This window comes from Bremerella sp. TYQ1, from assembly GCF_020150455.1.
Taxonomy (GTDB): Bacteria; Planctomycetota; Planctomycetia; order Pirellulales; family Pirellulaceae; genus Bremerella; species Bremerella volcania_A.
On the sequence record NZ_CP083740.1, the window covers coordinates 6606257 to 6631951 of the forward strand.

Sequence of the window (25695 nt, forward strand, 5' to 3'; positions counted from 1 at the left end):
AGGGAAGAGCGAGCAGGGCCGTTATGCGGCGCCTTCACGGTCTTCGACAATACCGCGTCGCGCGTCGGCGATACGTTTTGCCAGGTCGTTGGGATTTTGGGCTTTGGCCAACGCGTCTTCCATGGTGACACGTTCGGCACGCCAATGATTGAATAAGGAGTCGTCCATCAGAATCATCCCGTGCTTCGAGCCGGTTTGAATCATCGATGGAATACGGAATGTTTTGTTTTCACGAATCAGGTTGGAGATACCTGAGGTGACGTTCAGCAACTCGTAGGCAGCACAGCGTCCGCCACCGATTTTGGGGCACAGCGTCTGAGCCAACACGCCCAGCAGTGCCGAGCCGAGCTGGGTACGAATCTGATCCTGTTGGCCGGCCGGGAACACGTCGATAATACGGTCGACGGTACTTGCCGCGCTATTGGTATGCAGCGTACCGAACACAACGTGCCCTGTTTCCGCCGCCGAAATAGCAGCTTCAATCGTCTCCAAGTCTCGCATTTCACCCACGAGGATCACGTCAGGGTCCTGACGCAACGCACGTCGAATGGCTTCCGAGAACGACGGCACGTCAACGCCGATTTCACGTTGGTTGACGGTCGACTTTTTGTGGTAGTGATAAAATTCGATCGGGTCTTCGATCGTGATGATATGGTGGTCGATGGTTTCGTTGAGGTGGTTGATCACCGAGGCAAGCGTGGTCGACTTACCAGAACCGGTCGGTCCAGTGACGAGGAACAACCCACGCGGCCGATGGCAAAGCTCCAGCACTTTCGCCGGCAGACCCAACTGCTCGGGGGTGAGCATGTCGTTTGGAATCTGACGCAAGACCATCGAGATGTTTCCACGCTGTCGGAAAATCGACACACGGAAACGAGCCAAGTCCGAAAACGCAAAACCAAAGTCGGAACCGCCTGTTTCTTGCAATTCGCGTTGGCACCGTTCCGGCGTGATGCTTTTCATCAGCGAAACAGTGTCGTCAGGTTCCAGCGATTTGGTATCCAATTGACGCATTCGACCATGCAAGCGAAACACGGGGGGCTGTCCCACGGTTATATGAATATCGCTCGCGCCTTGTTTGATGGCGGCCTGTAACAATTTGTCAATCAGAATCGTGGCCATTGGTTCCCTTTACCACATCTTGGATTGCCTCAGCATGGACCGAAATCGATCTTTTATTGAGGAGAATCCAGCCTCTATTTGGCCGCAGTCGTTGGGATGACGTCTGCTTTCTGTTTCACCTTCCAGGGCGAAGCGAAAGCTCCCAGTGTGCCGACAGGACCGTGAACTGCTGATGAATAAATATTGAAAAGCGTTGGAAAAGCTGTCCCGATGACCGAATTGTTGCTATCAGCCGCCGGAGACTCAAATTTGTCGTACTAATTTTAGCGTTCACGGCCTGATGGCTCGTAAACGCTTAGTTTGTCCCAGTTTGGGGGTGAACACCGAGAATGCCGATTAGGCGTCCTTCTCGACGATCTTGGCCACACGGAAGACTTCTTCCAGCGTTGTCTTGCCGAGCATCGCTTTTTTGACCCCGTCGTCAAACAAGGTATCCATGCCGGTGTTCACAGCGGCGCGACGGATATCCTGGGTGGCCGCCCCTTGGAATGCCAACTCTCTAAGTCGTGCATTCATAGGCATTAACTCAAAAATACCCATACGTCCCTTGTAACCACTACGCTGGCAGTTGCCGCAGCCGCGACCCTTCATAAAGGTCGCCCCTTCGGCCATCTCTGCCGTGATGCCAGCGGCGTCCAGCGTTTCCTTGCTTGGCTTGTAGGGAGCCTTGCATTTCTCGCAAATGACTCGCACAAGACGCTGAGCTAGCACCCCAATAATTGTACTGGAAACAAGATATGAGGGAACACCCATATCGATTAAACGTGTAATAGCACCGGGCGCATCGTTCGTGTGCAGTGTACTAAAAACCAAGTGTCCAGTGAGTGAGGCTTGAATCCCCATGGATGCTGTTTCAGTATCGCGCATTTCACCAACAAGGATGATATTGGGGGCCTGTCGTAACATGGCCTTAATAATCTTGGCGAAATCGAGCCCGATGCTGTGCCGCACCTGAGTCTGGTTGATGCCTGGCAGGTAGTACTCAACGGGGTCTTCGGCGGTGATGATCTTCGTATCTGGGCGGTTCAGTTCGTTGAGGGCCGCGTAGAGGGTAGTCGTCTTCCCCGAACCGGTGGGTCCGGTGACGAGCACAATACCGTTGGGCCGTTTGATGAGGTTATTGAACTTGATGAAGTTGGTGTCGGAGAGACCCAGCTGGCGAATCCCCACCTTGATGCTGTCTTTATCCAGAATCCGCATCACGATCGACTGACCATGGTTGGTCGGGATGACGCTCACGCGGAGGTCGATCGTTTTCGTTCCAACGTCTGCTTTAATACGACCGTCCTGACAGCGACGACGTTCGGCAATGTCGATACCCCCCAAAATCTTGAGGCGCGACAAAATGGCACCCAGCATACGTCTGGGGGGGCTGTCACGTTCGATTAAACGTCCATCGATGCGGTAGCGAATACGAACACGGTCCTCAAATGGCTCGACATGGATGTCCGACGCACGCAGTTGAACAGCCTCGTTAATCATCAACTGCACCAGCCGAACGACGGGGGCGCTCGTTTCGTCCACCGTTTCGTCACCGGCCATCGTCATGGTGTCTTGTTCCATGGTGTCGGTGAAGTCGATCGCCGTATCGGTGAATTCCTGCAGCATCGTATCTGCCGATTCGCCCTCTTGCTGACCGTAATATCGGTTGATCGATTCCAGGATGTTTTCCCGGGGGGCGAGGGCAATCTCGACCTTACGATTCAGAATGAATCGGAGTTTGTCGATCGTTTCCAGGTCCAGAGGGTCGGAAATGATGACTTTCAGTGCCCCGTCGTCTTCGGCCATTGGCATCACCACGTTTTCACGAGCGACCGATTCTGGCACTAGTTCGACCGCAGACATGGGAATTCGGACCTCTTCCAGGTCGACGAATTCAAGTCCATGCTCTTCCGCAACGGCTCGCATCACGTCGTTGGCACCGACGTAACCTGACCGAATAAGTGCCTCGGGAACGGGGATTCCCTGGGCATCGGCCATGGTTTCGGCCTCGCGCAATTGGTCCGGACCTACGAGCCCGCGTCGAATCAGAATGTCCGCAAAATTTCCCAGGGTTCCAGCCAAAGCGCTATCCTCCGAGCGGAATATAGAAAGGGAGAAGGTTCTAGAGAAAAAGATAAGTGCATTCCTAGCCTACCACGAGGCTTGGAACGTCGTTAAGTCTTTTGTGCGTGAAATTTACGTCTAATTTCGCAAGTCTATCATCCTTAAAGCGATGGCCTGTCGTCAAGACGCGGTTCTTTCGGGGGGGCTTTGAAGCGATAGGTATCCTTTCTGGGTTCTTCCTGTTTGGGGATGTACTGGCGATATTTCTCGCCATGTTCCGACTCCGCGTCTTGGTAGGTTTCTGCGGCTTCGTTTTTCTGCGGGACGCTGAATCGAGGCTGGCTCTTGGAAGGCTCGATGCGACGTGGCCCATATGGAACGTGTGAATGGTTGGGCGTCCACGTCGGAGATTGGTACATGTTGTCGTTGACCGTGGGGCCTTGGTGGATCTGGGGAGCGTCGGTCGCGGTAGGTGGCTGAAGATTCGGCGAGTACGGGTTCGAGTAAGCGTATGGCATGGCTGGAGCAACAAGTTTCCTGGCCGATTCCCACTGAGTGCGGCCAATTTCGCGGAGCTTGTCGGCCATTGTGAAGTTGTTTTGAGATTCTGCCTGGGAGGCTAATGCTTCTAGCTTTCGAGCGTCCTGGCGAAGCGTTTCGACCATTTCGCGAATCTCTTGTTGTAAGTCGCCGGTGGATGCATTTCCGGAAGCTGGTTCCGCTTGAATGCCGAGTGCTTTCGACTCGACTTTAAATTCGGGGCCGAGCTGTTCGCGGATCTTTTCGATTTCCTTGAGATCCCATGACCCTGTTTGCCAGTGGCTGGAAGGGGCATCTTTCGAGGGCTTTTCGTCGGCGTGAACGCAGGCGGTAAGCAGTAATAGAGCAATTAGCGGGGTCCAGCATCGCGTCGGCATAGTTCTACTCCATTGAGTGAGATGGTAGGAATCGACATCTGGCGACCATAAATTAGCAAATCCGACAAAGTCTACCAACTTTGACTCAAGAATCTGCATTGACGCCACCGCACGACGTTTCGATAATCCGCTGCCCCAAATTGGTAGCTATCAGAGATCGTCTGCAAAGGTTGGTGGATGGCGAACGCATCCGGCAAATCGAATTCCGCTCTTTTAACGCTCTTCGCGTTCGTTCTGCTTGCGCCGGCTTTGATGGCAGAGGAAGCCGTCTCTCAATCGACAGCAACTGTGGAAGAGATTGAACCACTGCCAAAGTCGATGTTGGAAGCGGAAGTCATCGAAGCAGGGCCCAGTCGAACCTATGCGTATCCGGACGCCGGCGAGTCATGGTTCGGCGGGAAGCATCAAAAGGGTGAGTTTTCTCATCGATTCGATATGGTTCACAGCCACCCTGACGATCCGGCGCGGCATATCGGTTGGGGGCAGCCTCTGACAGGAATGAGTTGGCGGAATCGTCCTATTCATATTGATGTGTTTGCCGGCACGATTATGCTGCAAAATCTGATCCCTGGCGATGTCGAACAGGAAGGGGCTTTCTTCGACGGCTTACGCTTGGGATACGACTTCGATCACTACTGGGGGACCGAAGTGCGTTTGGGCTTCGCGGAAGGTCGGCTTACCTATCCGACCGATACCAGCTTTTCGGGAAAGAGTCAGCTGATTCTGCTCGACTACAACGTGCAGTTCTATCCGTGGGGCGATTCGGCCTGGCGTCCTTATGCCACGTTGGGATTAGGAGCGGCCGTGTTTCAATATGAAGATGTGCTTGGACGCGCACGTGATCAGGCTCAAGTTTCTATGCCGTTTGGATTGGGACTGAAGTATCTCGTTCACAAGCGATTGGCACTTCGTTTTGAAGTCCTCGATAACTTGGCCCTGGGTGGAAGCGACGCCGACTCGACCAACAATTTTTCAGTCACCGGTGGCTTTGAGTATCGCTTCGGTGGAAGTGCGCCAGGGTACTATCGTTAGTCGGCCCGGTTTGACATTCACACAAAGCTGAAGTGTGAGGCACTGAAACGCTCGGCGCATGAAAAAAGGGATGCGACCCCGATGGTGATCGCATCCCTTCTAAAGCCCCCCTGGCTATTGATTTGGTTTTACATGCTTCCGCGACCCAGTCGGTGAGGGCTGCGTCCGCTGGTCGAAGTCGTGTGCGTGCGGTACATCGTTTGATCGGATGGGGAAGCTGGCGTAGGCGAGCCATACTGCATGGGAACTTCAGAGTCGTAGAGAATTGTCGACTCTCCAGGAATCGTTTGCTCGTAACCCACGGTGCGTGTCTTCGCTTGGCAAGCACAACTGTTACATGGCATCCCTTGATCGCACATGCTCGAGCAGCTGTCGTCGCCGTGGCGGATCCCCGTCAGGCCAGGTCGGCACTTTCCGCCAACAGGACCAACGTAGTTGCCAAAGCAGTCGCATGGATCGCACTTGGGAGGATCTGAGATCCATTCGCCCCAGTAGACTTCATCGGAGCAGCCTGCGGTGCATGTCAGGTTGTTTCGCAAGTGTTGACGAATCTCTGCGAACGGAGGTTTCGGCAGGCAGACTTCGTAGTTAGGACCGCAGCTTTTGGCACATGTCGTTGTGCATCCGCACGAGTCGCCACAAGTCGAACCGCAATCGTCGCAGGCACACCCAGACGAAGGAACGACGTTTCCCATGTGGCAGGAATTGCAGCTAGGTACGGTACGGCAACCGGTAGCCGCGAATGCAACGACGGCAACAATGCTGAGGATCAAGTGGCGTGACATCATGTCGAGACTTTCCTGGTTCACTTCAAACGAACCACCCTGGATCGACAGGGCAGGGGGGGATTGGGATCGTGACTCAAGAACGGATATCGGCCAAAAAGTTGGCACAATCGAGAGAATTGCCGTAATCGGCAAAGTTTGCCACAAAAAGAGATCGATGCTGTCAGTGATGGCGTAATCGTCAGCGCATAAAAAACCGTTGTGATCCGCCCCCAGATACACAACGGCTTCCTGCCCACGACTTCCATCGTGGCATTTCGGTACTTTGGCTATCGGCTTGCCAAAAGCAACGCGCCGAGCATCGCTGAGGGTGAATTCGGGGAACCACATGAGAAAGGGGGACCGCTTCCCCATCGTGCGCCGCGCGCATAAAAAAGGCCGTCAAGTGGGGCAGGTACTTGACGGCCTTGATTAACAGCTTGCGCCGTTAATCGTGTATTGGAGCCACATTGGGCCCATGAGCTACTGTCATCGGCGTCTGCTGATCAGTCGATAAGCAATAATCTCGATGGACGTTAAAGCTTAGCTCTCGCCGATAACGTTGTGCGAGAATCTGTCTCAAAAAGCCAAAGAATCACAAAATCATGAAATCGTCAGAATATGCCTTACGAATCACAATCACTTAGGCCTGTGGTTGCTCTGTCGCCGAGGGGTTCTCGCTTGGCTGATTCGGGGCGGGCAGCGACATCGGAGGTTGTTTGGAAGATCGCCGAAAGAACGCTTTGACGACAGTGCTCCACGCCGACTTCGCCATCGTGCTCCAGCGGAAGTCGTGGATGTCGTCGGTTTGAAAGGCCTTGCTTAATGCATCTTCTTGCCCACGATACGAGGCTGGAAAACGAACGATCAACTGCGAGCCGCTTTCCAGTTGTTGCATTAGTCCTGGGAATAGCGATCCTTTGGCGATTACGTAGGGACCATCTTCGATGGGAACACAATGCGACGGCCCAACACAGAATCGTCGATACGAAAAGAACCAGCCTTCGTCTTTCTTCACCAGAGAGCCCAGCGTCATCCAGGGTAAATTTCCGGCGAATGTGGCGAAGGCTGTCAGCTGAGTTGAATTATCTGCGATTTGATCTGTACGAAACAGCACGACGTCGTAGATCAGACGGAATCCTAGCAGCGTGGTTCGTAGTGATCGATCGAAGGTGATCAGCGACACGATCAGTATTGGCAACGCGATGATTCCACCGAGTGCCGGATGAATCCAGCAGGCGACGTACATGCAAAGTAGAATGCTTATTCGCCCAACGCGAAGAAACGTATCGACCAGTGGAAAAGGGTTAATCAGAATGAGCACTTCGAAGACATTGCTCATCACCCAAATGCTTGTGTAGAAAGCAAACATCAGTACGACAATTCCGATTGCCAGTACGGTCCCCAGCGGCCCACCTTCGGCACCGACATGGATGTCGAGTAGGTGATAGATCAAGCGAAAGCCGAGGAAAAAGCCAATGACGTGAAAGAGAATGCCAAGGATGTCGAGGGGCATTTTTAGATAGCTGGCAAACGTGAGTACCGTATCTTTAAATGCGACTACCGCGGTGACAATGATGATCGGAATGAAAAACCACGGTTGGTATAGAAAGATCAATTCTGCCCGCTGGCCTGGCTCCGTCAGAAAGTAGACGACAGGGGATACCACCGAAAGGACCAGCAGCGGCGAAAGCCCTGTGGCCGTAATTCCGACGAGATCCTCCAAGCCGTTGACGACCATACCGGCACGTCGCCGTCCAAAGAAGTCGGCAAGAATGCTCTGCGGCGAAGTGTAGACTTTATCTTGCGAGTCGTCCTCGGAAACGATATCGGAATGGGGTGAATCCAGTTCCGTTGGTGACATAGTGTCCTGCCCCAATGCGGTAGCAGGAAAGATACTTCCCAGTGCGAGCATGCATAGCAGCCACAGTCCGAGGTTTCGAGTTGCCAGATTCGTCATGAGGTCTGTACTTCTCGGTTGTTCGTCAACGAATGTTACCCTGGTGCCATCATAGCGTTATTGTCTCGTCTGATAGAATTATTGAACACTTCAGCCAAGAAAAACGGGATTTGATGTACGAGACTTCCTGTTTTGATGCGAACAACCATCGTAACCAGACATTCTTGAACGCCGGCCCGTTGACATAAATACCACGGATAGTTAGCGTTAACGAAGATCGATGGAGGCGAGCCGAATTGGTTAGGGAGCGGATTTGAAATCCGTCGCCGGTTACGCCGGTTGCAGGTTCGAGTCCTGTCGCCTCCGCTTAGAACGCAAAAGAGCCACGGGCAGTGTAATGTCCGTGGCTCTTTTCGTATGTTTCTCAAGTTCTACGTTAGGACTTGCACAGGTGGAAAGCTTAACGAGCATCTTCCGGAACGACTAAGGCTTCCGCTGGCATGTCGTCGAGCGATGGTCCGAGTTCAATGTATTCCGGAGTCATCAGTTCTTCGCCGATGCGAAGATCTTCAAAGAACATCGTGTCGTAGCCGACGGCTAGTTGAGGCATGCAGTTGCAGCAGAGACGAGTAATTTCGATGTGCTGGTCTTGCAGCAGCGTCCCCTGCGCTCGGGATAGATTAACGAGCGACAAGTTGTATGTCGCAAGCGATTGAGCCAACTGCCGCTCAGCTTCCGCGAGACGCACCTGAGCCGAAAGCAGGTTGTCCAGGTACAACGCGGCCGACGGATCGTTTCCGGCCATGACCTCCCAGCGTTTTCTCAGTGCGACAACTTCTGCCTGGCTGGCTTGCATGGCCAACTGCTTCGATTGCAGTTCGGAGTACGACGTTTGCACTTCTCGAACGGCTACTTCTACCTCCAGCATCAGCGTTTCGATGGTGGCACGCAGCTGACTTTGCAGTTGGCGTACTTCGATCTCGCGGCGTCGCTTGCGTGCCGAGGCGGTACGATTGCCGAGCGGGTACTCAAGTACCAAACCAGCGAAGTAAGATGGTTCGCCGACAGAAAACTGATCGACCCACGCCTGGCCGATGTCGTTGCTGCCACGGAGGCCTGAAACATATGTCTCCATGACAACGTTTAAGTAGGGCATCAATTCATTGACGGCCATGTCCAAGCGACGGGCAGCCGCTTGGATTTGAACGCGGGCCTGGGCAATTTCGGGGCGATACTGCAGAGCCAGCATTTTCGATTCGTCGATGTTAACTGGTTCGTACGTCGTTTGTGGATGAGCGACCGGAAGCATTTCCAGACCGACTGCGTCTTCCAGGTAAGGATCGTTCACCAGGCTGACAATGCGGGATTCGGCATTGCGGACGGCTGTTTGCGTACGAGCCAGGTCCGATCGTCGCTGAGCGGCAGCACTTTGAGCACGCAGCAACTGGGCGCGACCGACGTCCAAGTTCTGACGTTGTTCCAAGATGTTGTATAAGTCTTCGCTTTCACGAACGAGCTTGACGCGCTGAAGTAAGTGAGCCCGTTCGACATATAACGCCCAGTAACCGCGAGAGACTTCCAGGATTTGCGATTGAACCTGACGGGAAAACTCGTGGTTGGCCGCCGCGGTATCGAGCATGGCCAAGTAGACTTGTGAGGTGTTGTAGTAAAGCCCGCGACCTCGCATCAGAGGATGGTTGTATCGCATGGTAAGACGCGACGTGCCTTGGTCTTCGGGGATAAAGAACACCGAGTTGTTGTTCGTCAGTCCGAAGTCTTGCAGGATTTCAAACTCTCCACCGAGGCGGTTTAGTCGACGGAATCCCAGGTTCGTATCAAAGTCCGATTCACGAAAGCGAGTGGGACCGCCGGTCGTGAGCGTGTTGCCCACGGGGTCACTCGTTTTACGATAGCCAGTTTCACCGAAAACTCGCCAGTCGAAAACGCCATCTTCTTCTGTGATGGTTTGTTCGCGGATCAATGGAAGATCGCTGAACGCTCGGATTTGATGTGATGATTGAAGGGCACCCGCGACGAGCGTTTCAACAGTAACATCAACAGGAACACTATGGGCCGCCAATTGCGACTCGAGTTCAGGCTGCCACCAAGGCGTTTGCGTCGCCTCGGGAACGGTGCCCCCCATGTTGTCGAAATTGCTAGGCATCGACAACGGGTGGTTTAAGTCTTGTTGAATTGGAGGAAGTCGCGCGATGTCTTGTGCGATTCCGAGAGTGGGCAGTATGCCCAAGACGAGCGTTCCTGTAAGAACGCGCAGAGTCGGCGCTAAGCTTGCGATCATGGCTCGGTTCCACCAATTGCCATTTGCGTTGTTTGGCCCATTGCTCCATGCATCAGGATCTACCGTGATCCTGTGGGCGTCGCAAGTTTTATCGACGTGCCAAGAACGTGCCAGCACGTTCCTTTGAGGGAGGGGCGCAACCGAAATAACTAGTCCGACTGCGACGAGCGTTATCAAGCGACGTCGCAATCGCTAAAGGTGGAACGGTTCTTCTACTTCCCTGCTGGTAGGAACGAAGAGAGTCGCAATTCGTATCCTGCCAGGATTGACGGGTCTGCAAGTTGTAACGGTCGGGCATCAGCTTCCAACATCGAAGAAAGCGAATTGGAAGGACTACCTAGGTAGGCAGAGCCTGGAGAGAGCATTGGGCGGAAGTAGGTCGCCATCTGACGTGCTGGTTCATAGTAACGTCGTAGATTGCCATCCATCGATTCGTTGAGCCCATATTGAGCCGAGGTCGACCAGACTCGCGAGTCTCGGACTTCCCGCTCGAATTCAACGCCTTGCATGTTGGCGAAGTAATTTCCGCCGGAATCGGTGACGACAGACTTCCAACCAACCAGTCCTCCGGACGGATCACGGAATTCCAGATGAAGCGTTGACCCAGGAGTTGCGATGCCTGAGATAAACGGTTCTATACGGAGGTCTGGCGTACGACGAATCGGATCGTCCAGGATATCGTGGAACGGCCCCAGGAAATCGTTGAAGGCATCTTTCCCATAGAACGTCACTAAGTCAGTGTCGGAGTCAAAGTTGTTTTCCGGCGTCGGATCAGGCCCCAGCGTTCCGTCGTCACGAACGTTCACAAAGTTAGTGAAGTCCATGATCGTTGGGTCGGAAACTATCGTTTTAACCTGAGCAGTGATCGTCAACGATACCTGCCCGCCTTGTCCGGCGAGATTGCCCAGTTGCCATTCAATCGTGCTTGTGGATGGATCGTAGACACCTCCGTTGGAAGCGGAGATAAAGTCGAGGACGTCCGATGGGAACGTATCGGTCACGACAACTCCGCTGGCCGTTTGATTCCCAACGTTGGTGACGAGGATGTCGTAGACGATCGTATCGCCGGGGAAGGCGCGGATAATGCCGTCGTCCTTGGTGACAACCAAGTCTGGGGTAACACTTTCGTCAATTGGCGTCGTTACATCGTCATGGTTATCTTCCGGCGTCGGGTCGATATCGTCATGTGTGACATCGACGTTATTCATCACGAACTCAACGGGAGGGGCCGGATCGCTAAGCTGAACCATCATCTCGATATCAATCGACTCGCCGATGGCCATGCTTGGAATGACGAACGTGACCGTTCCAAGCGTTGGGTCGTAGTTATCGAAGAACGGACTGGTGCTGCTCACGAACGTCACGCCAGGAGGGAGCGTATCGACGACGATCACGTTGGTTGCCACATCGGCGAAGGGGCCTTGCTTGTTGGTGACGGTCAGATCGTATTCGTAGATGTCGCCTGGGAAGAGAACTACGGCTGGCGTGCTCTTTTCCACCGTCAGGTCAGGGCCGACGATGGTTGCTTCGGCATCGTCCATGGTTTCATCAGGACGCTGCTCAGGGTTCTCGCCCGGCTGGCTATCCCAGTCGAGCGTTGCCGTATTGGTAAACGTCGTTCCATAATCGGCAATGTCGCTGGTTACTTCCGCATCGACTGTAATCGTAATCGATTCGCCGAGTGCCAGTTGATCGATCATCAGCGAGATCATGTTGCCCGATGAGCTGTCCATGACAATCGTTCCCATCGGAGAAACCACCATCAAAGTGCCGGGGACGATGGTAACCTCAGGCGGCAACACGTCTTGGATGATCAAATCGTAGGCATCCGTCGTGCTCATCGCATCGTGTGTAATGACAAACTCGTAAGTAACGATGTCGCCCAAGTGAGGTGTCGTGTCGCTGATAGTCTTTTCGATGTCGAGGAACGGTTCGACAATCGTCACGTCGAAGTTGGCATTGTCCGAAAGCTCGTTGTCAGAAGTCGCCTCGACGCTGTTTGGCTTCGTTTGATTATTCGCGTTGGCTGGATCGTTTACCACGACTGCTTCGTATGTGATGGTGAAGCTGTTGTTCATTGGGTTGTTGTCACCGGCGTTGGTGACATCGCCCAAATCAATGGAAAGCGTGCCTCCCATGAAGCTGGCCATCGGTGCGGAAGCGAATGTGAACTGACTGCCGGCGTTTACTTGAACAGTGCTCGGATCGACCGTGAAGACGGAGGCAACCAGATCGGTAATGTTCAGATTAGGCGTGAATCCCTCGAACAGTGTGACCGTCAACTGATAAACGACCGTATCCCCAATTGCGAACTCGGTTCCGTTGAGGGTTGTCTTCTCGATGGCCAGGGAGCCTTCCACGGTTTCGCTGACCGAATCGCCGGCGAAGTAGTTGTTGACATCCATGGCATCAGGGGCGCCACTGCCGTCACGCTCGCCGGTCTCTTGGCCGCTGTTTTGATCTCCTTCCAGTGAAGACCATGTGAGGTCGGCATCGTTGGTCAAAACCTGATTGTGCTCGACCGAATCGGATAGGGTGATGGTGTACTCAAGGGTTATCGATGAACCAAGCGGCATGTCGAATTGGCCCATCGTCGCACCATTCAATCGCAGGCTGGTACCGCCACCGAGGATTTCGGCAGTGGGCGGCGTGGCAAAGCCAGTCGCGATGACATTAACCGAGGTGATCAGCGTGTCAGAAGGAGCGATGTCGGTAAACACAACATCAAATGCATCGGCGGTACTGCCGGCCGCATGCTGAATGACGACTTGATACGTAATCGTGTCGCCAGCGTCAGGCGGATCTTGAGACTGACTAGTGATTTGCTTCTCAATCTCTAGGTCTGGTTCGACCAGTTCGACCAATGCGGTATCCGAATCCGTGAACGTGTCGAGCGTTACCGTTGCGGTATTGACCAGAGGCGTTCCCGTCGCTTGATTATCGACAACGTTCAGGACCTGAGCGTCAACTTCAATGACAATCTGGTTCAGCGTTGGATCACCCATCCCAGGTAATTGAACCTGATCGACATCGAACGTAATCGTCAGTTGATCATCGTAGCCATCCGTGCCGGTATCGGAGGTTGTCACCGTGGTTCCGTTCAGCGAAATGTTACCGCCGACCATTGTTACGCGGACATCACTTGCCCCTGAAATCAAAGCAAGATATTCAGGAAGCAGGTCGGTTAAGATAACATCGTCTTCATAGAGACCTGCTGGTAGGTCCAGCGTGATTTGATAGGTTACGACTTCACCAATTGCTAAATCGACGATGTCGGGGTTGTATTGATCTGACGTCGTGCTGGCTTCGCTGGTGCGAATGACAACTTTATCGATGCCGACTTCTTCCTGTGGCGTATCTACTTCATTGTCGTCGGTGTCGAGGCCAGGCCGACCGCCATCTCCGGGATTGCTGTCGTAATTAACCGAGGCAGTATTGATAACCGTGTCGCCAGTCGGATCTACGTTCGCATTCAACTGGGCTTCGAAGGTGATGGTCACCGTGTCGCCGATATCTAGAGAGTCGACAGCAACCGCTATGGTGGTGTCACCGGACGTGTTTCCCGTGACTACCGTTCCGGTACTTGTCATAACGCTGCCGACAACTAGGTCTAGCTTGTCGTTTAAGCCCATCCCTTCCAGCAGTTGATCGTCGATGACGATGTCGAACGCGGTAGCGGTGCTATTGGAAGCGTGGCTGACGACCAACGTATACGTAACGATATCGCCCACGTTGGCTGTCGAGATATCGGAAGTCTTTTCAATCTCCAGTACCGGTTCCACGATGTCGACATCGGTCATGTCACTGTCTGTGAAGCCGGGATAGGTGACCGTTCCGGTATTGGTTATCGTCGTGCCGTCGACGTTTGTTGGATCGTCCGGAACGATAGCCACAATCTCGAACACCAATAGATTGTCGTTCGTGCCGACAGCGGATGGGTTCACTAGATCGGTAAACGTGAACGTAACAGTGTCGTCGAGCATGTCGGTGTTCGAGTCGCTCGTCGTGACAGCCAAGTTCGAGAACGTTATGTCGGAATCAGAAAGATCGGCTCGATAGGTTTGGCTGACCAGTTGCAGCTTGCCCGGCATGGTTGGAAGGAAATCGGTGACGACGAAATCGTTTGGATAGGTTCCTTCTGGAAGCGTAACCGTCAAGTAGAACGTCGCCGTTTCTCCTACGACTAAGTCATTGCCAATTGTTTCAGGCACAGACGTGGCAACGAGTGTCTTCTCAATCGTGGGCGTGGCCGTCCCAGTCGTGACGGAGTCGTCGTCGAAGTAGTTGTTTAGACCATTCGCATCAGGGCGACTACTGCCATCGCGCTCCCCTTGTGGATCGCCTGGGTTCACGTCGCCGTCGACGCTCGACCAGTCGATAGATGCGTCGTTGGTCAGATCTTCACCTGGGGTCAGCGAGTCTTGTATTGTGACTTCGTAAACAAGCGTAATGCTTGCCCCCAATGGCAAGTCGAAGACGCCAGAGCCTGCCGTATCCGAAAGAACGATCGAAGCTCCTCCAGGTACAATCTCTGCGATTGGGATTGTCGTTGTGCCAAAGCCTGTCCCCGTTACCGACACGACACTGGTAATCAGCGTATCCCCAGGAGCGAAATCCGCGAAAGCAACCTCAAACGCATCGCTCGTGCTGCTGCCGTCGTGGCTGATGACAACCGTATATTCGATCGTGTCGCCGGCATCGAGATTGGCCTGGCTTTGTCCCGAAATTTGTTTCTCGACATTGAGTTCTGGTTCAATCAGTTCGATGTCGACCGAACCGGTTGTTAGCGTCGTCGTAGACGTGTCGGGATCGGTATACTCAAGCTCTCCGGTGTTGGTCAGCGTAATGCCGTCTTGATTGGCGACAATGTTAAGTACCCGGGCAGTGACTCGCACTACAAATGAATTGTTGTCGACGTCGTTGTCGGCTGCGGTTACCGTATTTCCGAAATCAAGTTCCAGATCGGCGCCACTGCCCGAGGGACTATTGACCATCGGCGTCGGGAGCGTGCCGCCATAGTCTTCGGTAAGAAGGCCGTTCGACAACGCGGCTGCGGTGATGATCTCGTAGCTGACATATTCGAGACCTGGTGGCAAGTTATCGGTAAGGAACAAGTCAAGCGTGGTCCCTTCCGGAAGGGTTACGAGCAAGTCGTACGTGACGATTTCCCCAATGGTGTATTCCGTTTCGTCGACGAACTTTTCGACCGTAGGACTATCGAGTTCTAGCGACGCGGTTGACGTGTCTGCGTAGTCATTTAACGCACCATTGGGGCCATCGTCGCCGGTACGTTCACCATTGACTTCGCCAGGATCACTGTCGGTCGCGGGGAGTACCGATCCGGTTGGATTCGGGGCCGTTCCTTGATCGCCAGGCAGACTGGTATAGGTAATGTCAGCCGTGTTGTCGATGGTCAGATCGACCGCTGTATCGTCGAGAACCGTCGCGGTGATCAGCAGGGAAATCGATTGGCCCTCGTCGAGGCGATCGAAAGTCATATCGACAAAGTTGCCGGCGCCGGTGTCCGAGTTGTCCGTGATGATCGTTGCGACCGGAGAAGAAACCACTTGGACCGACTGCAGGTCCAATGCTGGATCAAAAATGTCCGACAGGCGGATGTCAAACGCAGTGGTCGATGTCGCGCTGGCAAGGTTTTCGATCGTGATCGAATAGGTGACCGTGTCCCCAGCGTCCACTGGTGGAGTAACGACCAATTTCTCGACGTTGACATTCGGTTCAACGACTTGAACGGTTTCGGTATTCGAGGTGAATGCAAACTCACCATTGTTGCCACCCACCGAAAAGACGTTGTCGAGCTGAGTGTTGGCCTGGTTGCCGCTGACATTATTCACCAAGGCATTGAATTCAATCACGATGAATTCAAAATTGGCATCGTTTTCGTTATTGGTAATGGTGCCCAACGAAATGATGGGATCGACGCCAGAGGTGAAGTCCGTTGAACCTGCTTCCGGCGAAATGAGTGAAGAATCAACAACGAATGACAACGCACCATTCATTAGGTCAAATGTTGCGCTGTCTTCAAAATAGGCGTTGGATGGAGACCCGAGCGAGCTGGAAAAGAACAGCGCTGGGTCATCGCCGACAAACGCAACCATTGTCGTCCCATCATTCAGGAACGTCATGCCGTCTGGCAGCTGATCTTGCAGGAATGCTCCGACGATGGTTTCAGGGACACGAGTGATTAAGCGATAACGAACGATTTCGCCAATGGCGACTTGTTCAATGCCAGCGACTTCACCGGTGTGCGATTCGGAGGTGGTCGATACAAATTTGACCAACGTGGGAGAATCAAAGAGGAACGTATTAGTTCCAGTGTCGGCGTAGTCGTTCAATGCTCCCCCGGGACCGTCGGCTCCGGTGCGTTCGACACTGTCAGTATTGAACGTGGAGCGTTGACCAGGATCGCCGTCGAGACTTGTCCACGCGATGTCCGCCTCGTTGGTAACCGCCTCGCCGGGCGTTAAATTATCGAGCGTTCCGGCAACAGTAATCGTAACGACACGGCCCAGATTCATGTCGATCGTATTCATCGAGATGTCGCCGCCGATGGCGAACTGAAGCGTACCGCCAGTGATGACAACATCCGCTGTTGTCAGTATCCCTTCTGAATCAACTACGCCGGTAACCATCGGGGCGACGATGCCGGTCGGAAGAAGATCGGTAAGCGTGACATCGAAAGCATCCGTTTCACTACTGCCGCTATGCTGCAGCGTTATCGTGTATTCCACTGGGTCGCCGGCATCGCCTGACCCCGGAGGCGCCGTGTTGCCGTTGACGGTCGCTGTCTTGGTTACGTCAAGCTCTGGTTCGATCACCGTTACCGGAGCAGCATCCGCGGTTGTGGTGATCGGTTGCCCATTCACCGTATATTCCGCTTCGGCTCGATTGACTTCCTGCGAGCCAGATTGGTTTTGCACATCATTCAAGACGACGGCGGTCACCGAGATGGTAATCGTTTCCGCCACGGAATTGTCCGCGTTGGAATTGGTGACCGTGCCGAAGTCAAACGTAATCACCGTGCCATTATTCGTGACGACTGGAGTGACCGCAGTAAGATCACCGCCTGGCAGGTCTGTCGACAAATCGCCACTAACGGTGATCGAGTCGACTTGAACGAAAGCCATTTCTGAAAGCAAGTTGAACTGATCGGTGACAATTAGGTTCGGCGTCACGCCTTCCGGCAGCGTTACCACGATGTCAAAGTAAACTAGTTCGCCGATAACCGCTTCATCGAAACCGTTCGTCGCGTTGTCGATCTCGGTGCCCGTCAAGATCTTCTCAACGATCGGTTCTCGGACCATTACGATGGCATCGTCGGTGAACGGCCCATCTACGCCTTCAGTCCAGTCGACGCCATTGTTGATCCCGGCGAAATTCTCTAGCGTTGCCGTATCGAGCTGTTCCGAACCGACGGGAATATCGGCAGCGGCTTGCAGGTCAAATGTGATGACGATGATGTTGGAACCAGAAGCGGCTCCTGTCGGTTGCCCATCGATCACGCCATCCAGCGGATCACCACCCATCAAATCGGCTGGATCGACTAGGCGAATTCCCTGGCCATTACTGCCGCTGGTAAAAAAGAAATCGGCTTCGGTTCCTGGTGTAATCAAATTTCCAGCCGAGTCCGTGAATGCCAGAACGGTTCCGTCTCCTGATTGAACTTGAAGATTCAGGCCAGTCGCGTTGGCTGGAATAACAAATCCAGGGGGAAGCGTATCGTTGATGATGAGGTCAAAAGCATCGTCCGACCCAGTGTTCTCGACGACAATAGCAAACTTGACCAAGTCGCCGGCATCGATCCCGCTTAGGTCACTATCGATCGGGTCGGTGTCGAGATCGGCAGATGTGATCGGAGTGGTGAACGCAGGGCCTGCGGTACCAGGAGGCGTGAATGGTACAGGGCCGGTCGTGCCTGGCGTGAACTCTGCCGGAGGGGATGCGGTGTCGGTGCTGACGACCCCCTTTTTCAGATTCAGCTCAGGACTTTGCGTTTGCACTTGAATCAAGTCGACATCGGTACTTGCACCACTGTTCGTTGAACCTTCGACCGTTTCGACCAGGTTTGAAAGGAACAGTCCGTCCGCGAATGGAACGTCTTCGACTTGAACAGTGAACAACAAGTCAATCGTCGTCATCTCGGGGGCAGCAGCCGCGAAGGTTCCGAAGTCGAGAGAGAACGAATTGCTCGTCATCGACTGAGCTAACGTTGGAGTCAGGCCTCCGCCGGTACTGTAGAGATCGAAGAAGGCTTGAGCATTGGGCCCGTAGGTAATTTGGCCAACCGCTGGAACACCAGTCGTTTGCACCGAATTAACGAACGTCAAGACGGTTGAAGCGTCAAAGATCGGCAGCGGCAACGAGTCGGTAATGGTAAGGCTTTGGAACTCTGTCAGCGGAAGTTCATAGCTGATGCGATAGGTGACCTGATCGCCTGGGCTAAGCGTCGGCGTACCGACGATAGCATTGCCGTTGATTGCGAAGACGGTCTTGTCGACCGAACCTGTGGGTAGCTGCGTCGATGTGCTGCTGTCGTCCGTTTCTGATTCGCCCCCGACAATATCGCCAGAGACTTGAACGTTGTTGCCAACGGTATCCCCCTGGTCGACATTGATGCTATCTGGGGGAAGCGTCGGATCGCGGAAGGTGTCGTCGATGACCGCTCGAAAGACGATCACGCCGGTTGTACCAGGCGAACCACCATCGTTGCCAATCAATGTGCCTGATTGGCCGCGATCAATCAATTCATTTGAAACCTCGAACGTAACTTCCGTTCCGTAAGGTGTACCTGGTTGAACGACGAATGAGTAGTTCGCGGATTGGAAGTTCGACAATGGCGACGTTGCGCCAGCATTGCCACTGATTTGCAGCATCGGAACAAACGACGCATCGAACGACTGGCCATCCGACAGTAGATCGCTGAGGACAATGTTCTGGAAATCAAAGTAGTCCGAGATCTGGAACTCGAGACGATATTCCAAGACGTCCCCTGAAGAAGGACCCGTTGGACCGATGTCGTTGACGTTGGAAACACTCTTTTGAACCGCGATCGATTTATTGGTCAGCGTCTGATTGCCATCCGAGCCATCATCGACGACCGTCTCTGTGACATCATCGTCTCGTGGGTCAATCGGGTCCCATGTGTATTCGGCAAACGCCGTATTGAGCGTCTCGGTATCATCTCCCGTGATCGGATCGAGGATCGGGTTTCCATCGGCATCGAATTCTGAGACATAAAAATCAAATTGCACGGAGATATCAACGGAGCTTGAGGTGCCCACAATACTGTCGTACTCGACCACCAATTCCGAACCATTCAATGGAGTCGTATTGATAGGAGGCTCGGAGACGATCATTCCCGTTCCTACGCCAGCTCCGCCAAGGGCGACGTTGTTCAGATATACGATTCGGTTGGAGATTGGATCGGTTATGACCAAGTCCGTAATCGTTTGGCCATCCGCGATGTCAATGTTGATGACATAGCTGCGCGGGAAATTCGAGCCCGTGGCTGTTTCGTTCTCAGGAGCGATCAACATCTTGTCGATGCGAATTACTTCAGGGGTCACCGAGTCGGAAACGAAATTGCTAACCGTGTCGTTGGGATTGTCGACGCTAGGATTGTCCAGCGGATCACACCCGTACTGAAATCCGCCCCGGACTTCAATTGGCAATGCTTCGCCGACATCGGCGAGCTGATCGATGTTGGCGGTACCATGGATCGTCAATTCAGTCGAGTCAGCTTCATAAGATCCAAGCGGTAACTGAAGCACAATAAAGCGATCGCCAGGCGTGAGTCCTGAAACGATCACTGGCGTTCCATCGGGATTACGAAGCAATGGATGTTCGACGGTGCCACTTGGACCGACGATTTGGTCGAGCACTGGAGTCAGGGCGATGCCTTCGATGTCGAACGTCACCGAGCCTGGGTCAGTACCCAGGCCATCAGGCGTATCGGTGCCTGCAGCGCCATCGGCTCCATTACGAGGTAGCACCACGTCAATGAAGGGGCCGAACCCGGGACCGGTGCCCGGAGCCAGGTCGAACGTAATATCAAATTCGACGGTCTCACCAATGAGCGCCTCGTCCGGCAGATCAACGGTGACGTCAGGGACCGCGTTCAGCAACACGCGTCGTTCGAGTCGTTCCAGGAGAAGTCCGCTTTGTTTTTTCTCAGTAGGACGTTTCAGCATGGGGATCATCTGCCAACGGAACGTGTGAAAAAGATGGAACGGTCTGATCTATCTTGATTCGCCGGAGTACGAATTAAACCGTCAAATCGTCGAAAATTTGCCTTCCGACAGGAGATTCGATTATGATTTGCGGGAACCCTAATTTCCAACAAAATCGGCATAATCGATACGCGGTCAGCCGCACTGCGGGCGTCCGGCAAAACGCTCGAGCATCGTGAATTCGGAACGGCGATTGCATTTTCTCGCATCGTTCAAGTTTCAAGATCCCTAAGCAGCTTGTTACGGCTGCCCATCCCAGCGGACGATGCAAGTGGAAAGAAGACACAAAACACTGGTAATTACCGCTTCGATTGCCGTTCTGTGCTTTTTGTTGCCCTGTTTGTCCCAGGCAGAGGAAGCAACGATTCAGAGCTTCACGGAGCCTGTCGAGACGGTCCGTGTTGCCTTTTCGCAACCTGGGAAGTTGCAGAAGCTCAACGTTGCGGAAGGCGAGCAAGTAGAAGCGGGAAAGATTTTGGCAACGCTCGATGAAGGGGCGTTGGGGGTCATGTTTGAGATTGCGGAGGTCCGTTCGGCGGATCAATCTCCGGTGCATGCCGCCCAAGCCGAAGTCGACTCACTCACACAAAGAGTTACTGATCTGAAGGAACTCGTCGACTCAGGCGGTTCCTCTACGGCAGAAGTTCGTCGTGTATCGACCGATTTAGAAATCGCCGCGGCCAAGCTTCAATCGGCCCAGCGAGAGCAAGAGATCAACGCGTTAGAAGTTCGCCGTCTTGCTGCCGAACGCCAGAAGTACGAACTGCCGGCTCCGATTGATGGCTACGTCGTCGAAATATTGAAGCATCCCGGCGAGTTCATCAGCGCGAACGATCCCGAGGTATTGCAGCTTGTCAAACTCAATCCGCTGAGGGTTCGATTTCACGTCCCTGTCGAGATGGTCGAGGCTTTGAAGACAGGGCAATCGGTTGAAGTCACGTTGCCGCAGTCGCGTCAGCAAGCGGAAGGGACGATTCAGCGCGTCTCGCATGTGATCGATCCCGAAAGCGCCACCGTTCTGGTGGAAGTCAACATTCCCAATCCGGAATCGAAATATCGTAGCGGTGCATTATGCCTGTGGAACGGAATGCCGCGGAACTCCAACAAAACATCCAACGTGGGGACAGCCCAATGAATGCGGAACCAATCAAGTTCGTTGTTAAGTACGAAACGACCTCGGCTCTTTACGCCGGACAGACCATTGTGAATGCTGTAGGGGATGAGGTGATTGTTGATTTCTCCTCAGGCCCGATTCCTGGACAAGGAGAGCAAGTACTGCCGATTCATACTCGCATCGCATTGTCGAGCGAATCGGCAAGCCGACTGGCACGACTTCTCCTGCAAGCGACAAACCGTCAGTCTGACGATGAAGCACGCTTGCCGGGCAGTTAAGGAGTCACGGATGCAAGAGGCATGTCTTTCTTTCAGGAACTCTTAAGAGCCCTAATGCATGTTGGCTGAAATCAACTCATCCACGAATCGCCCAGCGGTGAACGATCTCACGCAGCAATATCTAGTTGTTTTGCAGCAAGATACGGAATGCGACGTGATCCAGCGCCAACTAGCTGTATTAACTCAGCAGCGAATCAACGCCCGAAGCGTGCAATGGATTTCACTACCGGCGGAAGGCAATAACGAGGAAAAGAACGAAGCTATTTCGCTCGATGAAGAACTGCTTGCCTGTTTGAACCTGGCTCGAGAGAAACAAGCTGCCGCGATTCAGGCAAGCCAGCGAGTTCCTAAAGCATTCGATATCGCGATTCATGTTCCGAAGCACGGCACGCTCGTAAGCCGCATTATTGCGAACGAACGCACGTTGCCATCGTTTGTGGCATTGCTGCAATTGGCGGCCGGCTATTTCGTGATGGCGGAAAAGAGGCAGTCGCAATTGCCCGCTCCGGAAGTGCAGACAAGCTCGCGGCTCTTATCAGCGGTTAGCAAAGGAACTTCGCTGGCAGAAGTGGGGCGAACATGGTCTCTCGATCTGTCGACCGTCGCTGGAGCAAAAATCGCTTTGCTCTGCCTGAAAAAGGGTTGGAGGAACAAGCTTGAACTAGTTGCGATGTCTTCCCGAGACATCCCTGCCGGACAAGGAGAGGTGACTCAAACGGCGTGTCAAATGGCTCGTCAGGCGATGATTGCTTCCGGCGAAGCAGATGGCATTGTCGGTAATCACGGACATTGCCACGCCCAGTCGGCCGATCGATTGGCGCTGCAATTAGGCGTGCATCAGGCCGTCGCTTACGCTTTGGTCGATGCACACGGCGAAGCTCAAGGGGCGGTCATCCTCGCAGGCGACACACTGCTTCCGAAAAAACTTGAGGAAGCACAACGACTGATTGCTGCGACTTCGCCGGTATTGTTACTCAATCAAAAAGCTCTTCCGGCAAAGCAGAGAAACAAGACGTCCAGTACCGTCAAGCGAACGGCATGGATCGCCGGAGCTGTGCTACTTTTGGCAGGTCTTATGGCATTGCCGATTCCGTACTACCTAAGATGCGAAACCACTCTCGAACCGGTAACGCGTCGTTTCATCGGAGCTCCCTTTACCGGGGTTCTTTCTCAGGCTCATGCCGAATCTGGCGACTTGATTGAAGCAGGGCAATTGCTCGCGAATCTGGATGATCAACCATTGAAGATCAAACGGTCGCAAATCGCCGTGGAACTGGCTCGTGTAACAAAACAGCGGGAAGTTCACCTCGCGCAGGGCGAAATCGCAAAGTCTCAAATCGACGAGCTCCGCCGCAAAGAATTGAATGCAGAACTCCAATTGATCGATCAGCAACTCAATCAGGCCGAGATTCGTTCGCCGATTTCAGGAGTCGTTCTTAGTAACGACTTGAACGATGTCGTTGATGCTCCTGTCGATCTGGGACAAAACCTATTTGAAATTGCCCCGCTCGACTCGCTCCGGGCACGGATCCTCGTTCCGGATGAAGATGCCGATTCCATCGAAGTCGGTCGGGTGGTTCATGTTTGGATCTTGGGTAATTCTGGACCGGCACTCGAAGGTGAGCTTTCTCGCATTTCACCCATCGCGGAAGTTCAGGAAGGCAAAAACGCGATTACAGCAGAGGTGATACTTTCCGATCCCGAAAAGCTGCTTCGACCGGGGATGAAGGGAAGGGCGTCGATCGATGTGGGGAAGAAAACGGTGGGATGGATTGTGTTTCATCGCTTGTGGAATCAATGGCGAATCTATTCACCATGGTGAGATGAAAACACAATGAATCCACTACTGCAATTGCGGCCTCAACTCCGCTCCGAAATCCGTTTCTCAATCGAGTCGTATGGTTCGACGCCTTGCTGCGTTTTAGAAGACCCGATCAGTGAGAACTTCTGGCGAATCGGCATCCCTGAATTTCGTTTTATCTCTCAGCTGGATGGGATTCGATCCATTCCCGAGGCCCTGGCTGCCGCGAATCGGGACGCGGACGAGACGCCAGTATCCCCATCCGATGCCGAGAAAATACTGCACTGGCTGGTGCGTGAAGATTTGTTGGCCAATGCTCGAAGTGGTAGTCCGACGCAGCCCAAAGGCTCGCTCGCAGAACGAACCGGCAGCTTGATCTTTCTGCGTTGGCCGCTCGGTAATCCGCAACCGTTGTTGGAAAAGCTTTACCCCTGGCTTGGCTTTGTAACCGGGCCAGGCTTCGCGTTGATTTGGGCCGCCGTTGTCTTAGCGGCGTTGTATCTTGTAGTCGGCAACTGGAACGAGTTTCGTGATTCATCGGTGAGCGTCATCTCGCCTGATCAATGGTGGCATTTTGTTCTCATCTGGTGGGGGCTGAAAGCGGTTCACGAATTGTTCCACGGACTGACGTGCCTTCGCTATGGTGGGCAAGTGCGAGAAGCGGGGATTTTATTCATTCTGTTCGCACCCCTGGGGGCGTATGTCGATGTAACCTCCAGCTGGCGATTTGGCTCGAAGTGGGAACGGATTCATGTCATCGTGGCGGGCATTTATTCCGAGTTCCTTGTTGCCGCTTTGGCGATCATCGTCTGGGCGAACACCGACGACATAGTCGTGAAGCAAATTTGTTTACAAACGGCCTTGCTCGCGACGATTGCTACCGTATTGTTCAACAGCAATCCGCTGATTCGCTTCGATGGCTATTACCTATTGTCGGATTGGTTGGAAATCCCCAATCTTTACCAGCGAGGGCAGTTGGCACTGCGGCGGTTAGTCGGACGCATCTTCTTCGGGGCGTCGGCGACGGAAGAACATACCTCAGGACGTTGGCAAACGTTCATCCTCGGCTATGGAGTTGCCGCTTGGATTTGGAAGGTTCTTCTGTGTGCGAGTATCTTGGTCGCATGTGCTTCGCTACTGCATGGAGCGGGGCTGGTGCTTGCCATTTTGGCGACCATCGCCTGGCTGGTCCTGCCGCTGTGTCGTGGCCTCATGTCGATCGCTCAAGTCTGCCGGACTCAACCAGCAAAAGCGGTTCGTGCGATCCTCGTTGCTACGTTATTGGGTGGTGCCGCCTATTTCCTGCTCAGCGTGCTGATCGTGCCGCAGTATGTCATTGTTCCCGGGGTAATACGGCCGACGAAAATGAGTATCGTCCGCTCAAACGTCGCCGGTCAGGTCATCGACGTTCAAGTGAAGCCAGGGCAATCTGTGCAAGAGGGCGACTTGCTGGTCCGTCTGGAAAGCCCTGAACTCGACCTGCGTGTCCTCCAAGCACAAAACGAATTGAAACGCATTGAACAGCGACGACGACAACTCAATCGAGAGGATCGCATCGCCGAAGAGCTCGCCGAAGTCGAAGTCGCACGGCACCAACAGCAGCAGTTGGATATCTTGTTAAATCAACAACAAAGCTTAGAGGTTCATGCACCGCATGACGGTATCGTGACAGATTTCGATTTGTCCCACTTGAGCGAACAGTATATCGACCGCGGAACTCCGTTGGTCAACATTGCCGAAGTTGCACAACTTGAATTCTGGTTCTCCGGACGACAGAATCAAATCGATTTGCTCCGCCGCTATCTCCGTGACAAGTCGACACGAAGGGAACTGCACGTCGAGATGTTTGTCGATCAACATGTCCCAGTCGGTTTGAATGTTGAGAAGCTCACGCTCAACGAATCGGCAACACGCGACTTGGAAGAAGATGCATTGTCCGCTCTTTCAGGAGGCAGCATCGCCGTCAGCGCACGTCAGCGAGCTAGCGGTCGTACTTTCTACGAAACGGTCGATTCTCGTATTTCTGGCAAAATGCCTCTCGATGTCAACGAATCCCTGGTGCCTGGATCGAAAGGGACGCTGCGTATCACGTTGCAGCGGCGCACTGTGTTGCAATGGCTTAGTCCTTGGCTTGAAGAGAAGTGGCTGCGAACACGTGATCAACTGTAAGGCGTC

12 protein-coding genes and 1 tRNA gene are annotated in these 25695 nt (G+C 53.6%); 6 read left to right on the plus strand and 7 right to left on the minus strand.

What is annotated here, in order from left to right:
- Window positions 1-21: 21 nt before the first annotated feature.
- The 3 genes from LA756_RS26915 to LA756_RS26925 form a co-directional block, all read right to left on the minus strand.
- Entirely contained in the window at window positions 22-1122 is a 1101-nt protein-coding gene (locus LA756_RS26915) for a type IV pilus twitching motility protein PilT (RefSeq protein WP_224437805.1), read from the minus strand.
- Window positions 1123-1458: 336 nt separating this feature from the next.
- Window positions 1459-3186 carry a GspE/PulE family protein gene (locus LA756_RS26920; RefSeq protein WP_224437806.1) on the minus strand — a complete coding sequence of 576 codons (1728 nt, stop codon included), beginning with the start codon at window positions 3184-3186 and terminating at the stop codon, window positions 1459-1461.
- A gap of 143 nt (window positions 3187-3329) precedes the next feature.
- A complete protein-coding gene (locus tag LA756_RS26925) occupies window positions 3330-4085 on the minus strand; it encodes a hypothetical protein (protein WP_224437807.1) in 756 nt (251 codons plus the stop codon).
- 177 nt (window positions 4086-4262) lie between these two features.
- Between LA756_RS26925 and LA756_RS26930 the strand changes: the two genes are divergently transcribed.
- Complete coding sequence (locus LA756_RS26930; protein ID WP_224437808.1) at window positions 4263-5117, plus strand: porin family protein; 855 nt, start codon at window positions 4263-4265, stop codon at window positions 5115-5117.
- A gap of 128 nt (window positions 5118-5245) precedes the next feature.
- Here LA756_RS26930 and LA756_RS26935 read toward each other — a convergent pair whose 3' ends face one another.
- Window positions 5246-6232: a hypothetical protein gene (locus tag LA756_RS26935; protein ID WP_224437809.1), complete on the minus strand. Its 987-nt coding sequence runs from the start codon at window positions 6230-6232 to the stop codon at window positions 5246-5248.
- 292 nt (window positions 6233-6524) lie between these two features.
- Complete coding sequence (locus LA756_RS26940; RefSeq protein ID WP_224437810.1) at window positions 6525-7841, minus strand: hypothetical protein; 1317 nt, start codon at window positions 7839-7841, stop codon at window positions 6525-6527.
- A 222-nt stretch (window positions 7842-8063) separates the two neighbouring features.
- Here LA756_RS26940 and LA756_RS26945 point away from each other — a divergent pair.
- Window positions 8064-8147 (plus strand) — tRNA-Ser (locus LA756_RS26945).
- A 94-nt stretch (window positions 8148-8241) separates the two neighbouring features.
- On the opposite strand, the gene LA756_RS26950 is transcribed toward LA756_RS26945, so the two are convergent.
- Together LA756_RS26950 and LA756_RS26955 are read right to left on the minus strand one after the other, a co-directional pair.
- Window positions 8242-10080 (minus strand): TolC family protein, encoded by a 1839-nt coding sequence (locus LA756_RS26950; RefSeq protein WP_224437811.1) that lies wholly within the window; start codon window positions 10078-10080, stop codon window positions 8242-8244.
- Between the two features lie 212 nt (window positions 10081-10292).
- A complete protein-coding gene (locus tag LA756_RS26955) occupies window positions 10293-20288 on the minus strand; it encodes an isopeptide-forming domain-containing fimbrial protein (RefSeq protein WP_224437812.1) in 9996 nt (3331 codons plus the stop codon).
- A gap of 310 nt (window positions 20289-20598) precedes the next feature.
- On the opposite strand from LA756_RS26955, the gene LA756_RS26960 reads away from it, so the two are divergent.
- Genes LA756_RS26960 through LA756_RS26975 form a run of 4 tightly spaced genes read left to right on the plus strand, consistent with a single transcriptional unit; the run spans window position 20599 to window position 25689 of the window.
- The gene (locus tag LA756_RS26960; protein ID WP_224437813.1) at window positions 20599-21462 is read left to right on the plus strand and encodes an efflux RND transporter periplasmic adaptor subunit; all 864 of its coding nucleotides are present in this window, start codon (window positions 20599-20601) and stop codon (window positions 21460-21462) included.
- Window positions 21459-21719, plus strand: a complete 261-nt coding sequence (locus LA756_RS26965) for a hypothetical protein (protein ID WP_224437814.1) — start codon at window positions 21459-21461, stop codon at window positions 21717-21719. Before LA756_RS26960 ends, LA756_RS26965 begins: the two co-directional genes overlap by 4 nt.
- Window positions 21720-21777: 58 nt before the next feature.
- Complete coding sequence (locus LA756_RS26970; RefSeq protein ID WP_224437815.1) at window positions 21778-23541, plus strand: efflux RND transporter periplasmic adaptor subunit; 1764 nt, start codon at window positions 21778-21780, stop codon at window positions 23539-23541.
- A gap of 12 nt (window positions 23542-23553) precedes the next feature.
- Window positions 23554-25689, plus strand: coding sequence for an efflux RND transporter periplasmic adaptor subunit (locus LA756_RS26975; protein WP_224437816.1), 2136 nt, complete (start codon window positions 23554-23556; stop codon window positions 25687-25689).
- Window positions 25690-25695 lie beyond the last annotated feature (6 nt).

What these genes read in the sequence shown, in the direction of transcription:
- LA756_RS26915 (WP_224437805.1), bottom strand. Translation starts at nt 1,122, where the DNA reads ATGGCCACGATTCTGATTGACAAATTGTTACAGGCCGCCATCAAACAA.
- LA756_RS26925 (WP_224437807.1), bottom strand. Translation starts at nt 4,085, where the DNA reads ATGCCGACGCGATGCTGGACCCCGCTAATTGCTCTATTACTGCTTACC.
- LA756_RS26930 (WP_224437808.1), top strand. Translation starts at nt 4,263, where the DNA reads ATGGCGAACGCATCCGGCAAATCGAATTCCGCTCTTTTAACGCTCTTC.
- LA756_RS26935 (WP_224437809.1), bottom strand. Translation starts at nt 6,232, where the DNA reads ATGTGGTTCCCCGAATTCACCCTCAGCGATGCTCGGCGCGTTGCTTTT.
- LA756_RS26940 (WP_224437810.1), bottom strand. Translation starts at nt 7,841, where the DNA reads ATGACGAATCTGGCAACTCGAAACCTCGGACTGTGGCTGCTATGCATG.
- LA756_RS26950 (WP_224437811.1), bottom strand. Translation starts at nt 10,080, where the DNA reads ATGATCGCAAGCTTAGCGCCGACTCTGCGCGTTCTTACAGGAACGCTC.
- LA756_RS26955 (WP_224437812.1), bottom strand. Translation starts at nt 20,288, where the DNA reads ATGCTGAAACGTCCTACTGAGAAAAAACAAAGCGGACTTCTCCTGGAA.
- LA756_RS26965 (WP_224437814.1), top strand. Translation starts at nt 21,459, where the DNA reads ATGAATGCGGAACCAATCAAGTTCGTTGTTAAGTACGAAACGACCTCG.
- LA756_RS26970 (WP_224437815.1), top strand. Translation starts at nt 21,778, where the DNA reads ATGTTGGCTGAAATCAACTCATCCACGAATCGCCCAGCGGTGAACGAT.
- LA756_RS26975 (WP_224437816.1), top strand. Translation starts at nt 23,554, where the DNA reads ATGAATCCACTACTGCAATTGCGGCCTCAACTCCGCTCCGAAATCCGT.